Origin of the sequence: Pseudomonas sp. BN411 (genome assembly GCF_029871235.1) — a bacterium.
Taxonomy (GTDB): domain Bacteria; phylum Pseudomonadota; class Gammaproteobacteria; order Pseudomonadales; family Pseudomonadaceae; genus Metapseudomonas.
Map to the genome: position 1 here is coordinate 1 of NZ_SSOM01000060.1, position 6759 is coordinate 6759.

General features: G+C 65.0%; 5 protein-coding genes. 2 read left to right on the forward strand and 3 right to left on the reverse strand.

Annotation, left to right across the window (positions count from 1 at the left end):
* Nucleotides 1-1326, forward strand: a 1326-nt coding sequence (locus E8F06_RS09295) for an aldehyde dehydrogenase family protein (protein ID WP_280363206.1), incomplete at its 5' end; no start/stop codon positions are given.
* Nucleotides 1327-1681: 355 nt separating this feature from the next.
* A complete protein-coding gene (locus tag E8F06_RS09300; protein WP_280366429.1) occupies nt 1682-2026 on the forward strand; it encodes a hypothetical protein in 345 nt (114 codons plus the stop codon).
* A gap of 45 nt (nt 2027-2071) precedes the next feature.
* Here E8F06_RS09300 and E8F06_RS09305 read toward each other — a convergent pair whose 3' ends face one another.
* The 3 genes from E8F06_RS09305 to E8F06_RS09315 all read right to left on the reverse strand — a co-directional run.
* Entirely contained in the window at nt 2072-3622 is a 1551-nt protein-coding gene (locus E8F06_RS09305) for an amino acid permease (RefSeq protein WP_280366432.1), read from the reverse strand.
* Nucleotides 3623-3777: 155 nt separating this feature from the next.
* Nucleotides 3778-5151, reverse strand: a complete 1374-nt coding sequence (locus E8F06_RS09310; RefSeq protein WP_280366436.1) for a glutamine synthetase family protein — start codon at nt 5149-5151, stop codon at nt 3778-3780.
* 330 nt (nt 5152-5481) lie between these two features.
* Nucleotides 5482-6759: aldehyde dehydrogenase family protein (locus E8F06_RS09315; RefSeq protein ID WP_280366438.1), on the reverse strand; the 1278-nt coding region annotated here is incomplete at its 5' end.

The window sequence follows — 6759 nt, forward strand, 5'->3', positions numbered from 1 at the left end:
GACGTCGACCGCGCCGTGCAGGCCGCGCGCCAGGCCTTCGACGATTCCGCCTGGAGCCGTATGCGTCCGCGCGAACGGCAGAACCTGCTGTGGCGCCTGGCCGACCTGATGGAACGCGACGCCCAGGAACTGGCCGAGCTGGAGTGCCTGAACAACGGCAAGAGCGCCGCCGTGGCCCAGGTCATGGACGTGCAGCTGGCCATCGACTTCCTCCGCTACATGGCCGGCTGGGCCACCAAGATCGAAGGCAGCACGGTCGACGCCTCCCTGCCGCTGATGCCCCACGACCAGTTCCACGGCTACATCCGCCGCGAAGCCGTCGGCGTGGTCGGCGCCATCGTCGCCTGGAACTTCCCCCTGCTGCTGGCCTGCTGGAAGCTCGGCCCGGCGCTCGCCACCGGCTGCACCGTGGTGCTGAAACCCGCCGACGAAACCCCGCTGACCGCCCTCAAGCTGGCCGAACTGGTGCTGGAAGCCGGCTACCCGGCCGGGGTGTTCAACGTCATCACCGGTACCGGCCTGAATGCCGGCGTCGCCCTCACCCGCCACCCGGGCGTCGATAAGCTGACCTTCACCGGCTCCACCGAAGTCGGCAAGCAGATCGGCAAGGCGGCCATGGACAACATGACCCGCGTGACCCTGGAACTCGGCGGCAAGTCGCCGACCATCGTCCTGCCCGACGCCAACCTCGCCGAAGCCGCTGCCGGCGCCGCCACCGCGATCTTCTTCAACCAGGGCCAGGTCTGCTGCGCCGGCTCGCGCCTGTACGTGCACCGCAAGCACTTCGACAACGTGATCGCCGACATCGCCGGCATCGCCAACGGCATGAAGCTCGGCAACGGCCTCGACCCGAGCGTGCAGATGGGCCCGCTGATCTCCGCCAAGCAGCAGGACCGCGTCACCGGTTACATCAACCTCGGCCGCGAACTGGGCGCCACCATCGCCTGCGGCGGCGACGGCTTCGGCCCCGGCTACTTCGTCAAGCCGACGGTGATCGTCGACGTCGACCAGCAGCACCGCCTGGTGCAGGAAGAAATCTTCGGCCCGGTGCTGGTGGCGATGCCCTTCGACGACATCGATGAAGTCATCCGCATGGCCAACGACAACCCCTATGGCCTCGGCGCCAGCATCTGGTCCAACGACCTGTCGGCGGTGCATCGGATGATTCCGCGCATCAAGTCCGGCTCGGTCTGGGTCAACTGCCACAGCGCCCTCGACCCGGCCCTGCCCTTCGGCGGCTACAAGCTCTCCGGCGTCGGCCGCGAAATGGGCGCGGCGGCCATCGAGCACTACACCGAGCTGAAGTCGGTGTTGATCAAGCTCTGAGTGCCCGGACGACCTTCGTGCTGATGGGTTTCGTACCTCTACCCATCCTACAAAGGCCCGACCGTAGCGCGATCGTAGGATGGGTGGAGCTTGCGATACCCATCACGCCCTTGCCCCACCTGTGGGGGCGAATTTATTCGCGAATGAATTCGCCCCCACAATCCACCATCCGCAGCACAGCCCCGCCTCCGGGGACGAACTAGACTGATAGAGGTCGGAATGACAGCAAGCGCTGTCATTCGAACCGCAGTCGAAATGACATCACACGCCGCATGCTGTTGATCTGAAAGGATTTCACTTCTGGCACGGAATGTGACGAGGACCCTTTGCCATATAACAGTCGAAGGGAACCATCATGAAAGTCCCCAGCTTCACCCTGTGCCTTGTCCTGCTCGCTTCATCTCCCGCCTTTGCTGCGGAAGTCCTCTCCGAAGTTCCTGACACCACCGCCGGCAAAGCGGGCGGCGGCATGACCGGAATGATGCTCGGTGCCATCGGCGGCCCGGCGGGTGCCATCGCCGGTGCCGCGGTGGGCTACTTCGGTGGCGGTGCCGCCCAGCAAGCCACCGGCCTCGCCGAACCCGCCTACATGGTGAAGATGGATGACGGCTCGGTGCAGCGCTTCCGCTCCCCCGGCCAGCACTTCAAGCCGGGTGATCAGGTCGTGGTGCACGGCATCCGCATCGAAGCCGTGAACTGAAGGCACGGCGCCCCTATCCCAATGGGGCGGGGGCGCTGGCGCGGGTCACTTGTTCAATGCCTCTTCCGTCGCGGCGATCTCCGCCTGGCGCTTGGCGATCATGTCGCCAATGGGCGGCCCCTGGAAACGCCGTGCCTCGAAGGCGAACCAGACGATCCCGGTGAGGATCAGGAAGCCGATGGTGATGTACAGCGCCCAGTCGTTCGGTGGCTGGATGCCGATGATGAAGATCAGCGCCATCGAGATGATCGACAGGATCGCCACCAGCGAGAACAGGCCGCGCCCGAGATTCCACGGCCCCATGCGCGGCCACTTGGCCGTGCCAAAGGTGAACAGCCCGAGCACGATCGGAATGGCGAAAGAGAAGAACAGGAAGATCACGGTGCACGACACGACGATGGTGTAGACCGGCGTCTCGCCGATGGACACCAACGACGAACCCCAGACGAACAGCACCGCCAGCGTGGCGCCGGTCCAGATCGCGGCCACCGGGGTGCGATGGGCCGGAGAAACACTGGCCAGTGCCTTGGACGCCGGCAGGCCGCCGTCGCGGGCGAAGGCATAGATCATCCGCGAAACCGAGGTCACCGTGGCCAGGCCGCAGAGAATCTGCGAGATGAAGATGGCCAGGTAGAGCAGTTCCTTCACTGTCGAATTCACCTGGGTGTCCATGGCCCAGAAGAACACGTTCCAGCCCTGGGCCGCCGCCTCTTCCATGCTTGGCAGCATCAGCACGAAGGCACTCAGCATCAACCAGCCGAACAGCAGCGACCAGACCACCGACATCACCATCCCGCGCGGCACCGAGTGGGCCGCCTGCACGGTTTCCTCCGAGGTGTGGGCCGAGGCGTCGTAGCCGGTGATGGTGTAGATCGGCAGCAGCAGGCCGAGAAGGAAGATCCAGCTGTTGGAGACTTCCGGCCAGACGTTGCCACCAGCCGCGCCGGAGAAGTTGCCGAAGGTCCAGAGCCGGGAGAACTCGTAGCTCGGTGCGGCCGCCAGGCAGACGATGGTCAGAGCGATGGCCGTGGCGAAGATCAGGTAGCCGGAAAAGTCCGTGAGCTTCGCTGTCAGTCCAATGCCGAAGTGGTTACAGAGCGCCTGCCCGCCGGTGAGGATGGCGAGGAAGATGATGCGCGTGGTGATGGTGTCTTCCATCCCCAGCATCGGCCCGAAGGAACCGAAGAAGAAGTAATAGGTGCCGACGTTGATCGCCCCCAGCACGGTCACCAGGCCCAGCAGGTTGAACCAGGCGGTGAGCCAGCCGGTGAAGCGGTTGCCGAGGATCGAGCCCCAGTGGTACAGCCCGCCCGCCGTGGGATAGGCCGAGGCGATCTGCGCCATGGCCACGGCGAAGACCCCGGAGATCATGCAGCCCAGGGGCCAGCCGATGCCGATGGATGCGCCGCCGGCGCCGGAGGTGCCCTGGGCCAGCGAGTTGATGCCGCCGGACAGGATGCAAATGATGGAGAAGGAAATGGCGAAGTTGGAGAAGCCGCCCATGCGTCGCGACAGCTCCTGGGCATAGCCCATGCTGTGCAACAGCTTGACGTCATCGTCCTGATGCGTAGAGCCGTGTTGGCCTGCAGGATTCATCTTGGGTGCCCTTTGTTGGGAATGGATTGCTCCATGCGGCGGTTCGGGCACCTTCCCCGCCGACTCTCAGACAGCCTGTCGTACTGCTCCCATCCCCATTACAAACCGGTCAGCGGACGTGCCCGAACCCGCCGCTGGCCAGACAACGAAAACCTTCAGTAACGCTCGAAGCCGCGCTGCAGCTCCCAGTCGGTGATTCGCCGGTCGTACTCCTTCTGCTCCCACTCGGCGGTGTGCACGTAGTGGTCGACCACCTCGTCGCCGAAGGCCTTGCGCAGCATCGCCGAGCCCTTGAGGGCGGCGGTGGCCTCGCGCAGGGTCTTGTCGACTTCCGGCAGTTGGTCGTTCATGTAGGCATCGCCCTCGAAGGGGGCTGCCAGTTCGAGCTTTTCATCGATGCCCGCCAGGCCGGCAGCGATCAGCGCGGCGAAGGCGAGATAGGGGTTGAGGTCAGCGCCACCGATGCGGCACTCGATGCGCACCGACTTGCTGCCCTCGGCGCAGAGGCGGAAGCCGGCGGTGCGGTTGTCGCGGCTCCAAACCGCGCGCGTCGGCGCAAAGGTACCGGCCTGGAAGCGCTTGTAGGAGTTGATGTAGGGCGCGAGGAAGTAGGTGACTTCGCTGGCGTACTTGAGCTGCCCGGCCACCCAGCCGCGCATCAGCTTCGACATGCCGAACTCGTCCTTGGGATCGTAGAACATCGGCTTCTTGCCCTTCTTGTCCCAGAGCGAGCTGTGGATGTGGCAACTGGAACCAGCCAGGTCATAGCGCCATTTGGACATGAAGGTAATCGACTTGCCCTGCTGGTGGGCTATCTCCTTGCAGGCGTGTTTGATGATGGCGTGGCGGTCGGCCATGGTCAGGGCGTCGGCATAGCGAACGTTGATCTCCTCCTGCCCCGGCCCCCACTCTCCTTTCGAGTTCTCCACCGGCACCCCGCAGGCCTGCAGGTGCTTGCGGATCGCCCGCAACACCGGTTCCTCGCGGGTGGTCTGAAGGATGCTGTAGTCCTCGATGTAGTTCGAAGCCGTCTTCGGACGGCTGTAGTTGCGTTCGTGGATGGCGTCGTAGCTCTCGTCGAAGAGGTAGAACTCCAGTTCCGAGGCGAACATGCCCGTGTAGCCACGCTCGGCCAGGCGCGCCACCTGCTTCCTGAGGATCGCGCGCGGGCTGTGGGGCAGGTCCTCGCGGTGGTGATGATCCAGCACGTCGCAGAGCACCAGGGCCGTACAGTCCAGCCAGGGCACCCGGCGCAGGGTGCTCATGTCCGGCTTCAACACGAAGTCACCGTAGCCCTTGCTCCAACTCGCCGCCGCGTAGCCGGGCACCGGCTCCATGTCGATGTCGTCGGCCAGCAAGTAGTTACAGCAGTGCGTCTCCTCGAAGGCGCTGTCGACAAAGAATTCTGCCTGGAAGCGTTTGCCAACCAATCGTCCCTGCATGTCCACCATGCAGGCCAGCACCGTGTCGATCTCGCCGCTGGCAACGGCTTGCTTGAGTTCGTCGAAGCTGAGGAGAGGTTCGCTCATGAGGCGGTCCTTTGGTCGGGGGACTGCCGAAAGCTTAGTTCAGGAATGGAAAGTGCAAGGTTTGCCCGCACCAGGACGGTGCGAACGGCGTAGATCGGGGAATTTGCGGGGGGTTTTGCCGTATCGAGATACCCAATTATGGGGCCAATCTGTGGGGGCGATTTCAATCGCCAAGCAGGACGAAGTCCTGCCATTCACTCCCTCGGGGCAGCTTCGCCGCCCATAGCGAATGAATTCGCCCCCACAAAAAAGCGAGCGCGTTCTTGTGCCTGACACCCACAAAAAAAACCGGCAGGCGTGAAGGCGCCTGCCGGAAATCGAGGGTTCGAATCAGTGGGAGATGCAGACCGACTTCAGCTCGGTGTACGCCTCGATCACCGCGCGGCCGAACTCGCGGCCCATGCCGGACTGCTTGACGCCGCCGAAGGGCATGTTCGGGTCCAGCAGCACGTGGGCGTTGACCCACACGGTGCCGGCTTCGATGCGCGGCACCAGGTTCATCGCCTTGGACAGGTCGTTGGTCCACAGGCTCGCCGCCAGGCCGTACACGCTGTCGTTGGCCAGTTCGATCATCGCGTCCTCATCGGTGAAGGGGATCACCGACAGCACCGGGCCGAAGACTTCTTCGCGCGACACAGTCATCGCGTGGTTCACGTCGGCCAGCACGGTGGGCTGGACGAAGAAGCCGTCGCCCTCCAGACGCTCGCCACCGGCGACTACGCGGGCGCCTTCCTGGCGGGCCAGGTCGATGTGCTTGAGCACGTTCAGCTGCTGCTTGCGCGACACCAGCGGGTTGATCGCCGCGTTCTGGTCCATGCCCGGACCGATGGACAGGCCTTTCACCGCCGCCGCCAGGCCCTCGACGAAGGGCTCGTAGATGGACTGGTGCACGTAGAAGCGCGAGGCCGCGGCGCAGACCTGGCCGTTGTTCAGCAGGCCGCCGAGCAGCGCGCCCTGCACGGCCTTCTCCACGTCGGCGTCGGCCAGCAGGATCATCGGGTTCTTGCCGCCCAGCTCCAGGGCGAAGCGGGTCATGTTCTCCATGCAGGCCACGCCGACGCTCTTGCCCACGGCGGTGGAACCGGTGAAGGACACCTTGCTGATCAGCGGGTGCGACGCCAGGGCGTTGCCCACGGTGCTGCCGCCGCCGGTGACGACGTTGAACACGCCGGCCGGGATGCCCGCCTCGAAGGCCAGCTCGGCCAGGCGCAGGGCGGTCAGCGGGGTTTCGCTGGCGGGCTTGATGACCACGGTGCAGCCGGTGGCCAGCGCGGGCATGGCCTTCCAGGTGGTGATCATCAGCGGGAAGTTCCACGGCACGATGCCAGCGACCACGCCCACCGGCTCACGCCGGGCGAAGGCGGTGAAGCGCGAGCCCGGCGGGATCGGGATCGACACGTCCATGGTCTGGCCTTCGATCTTGGTCGCCCAGCCGGCCATGTAGCGCATGAACTCGACGGTGGCGCCGACGTCCAGCATGCGCGACATGTTGATCGACTTGCCCTGGCTCAGGGTTTCCAGCTGGGCCAGTTCCTCGGCGTTTTCTTCCACCAGGGCGGCGAAACGCAGCAGGATGCGCTCGCGGTCGGCCGGGCGCAGGCCGGACCA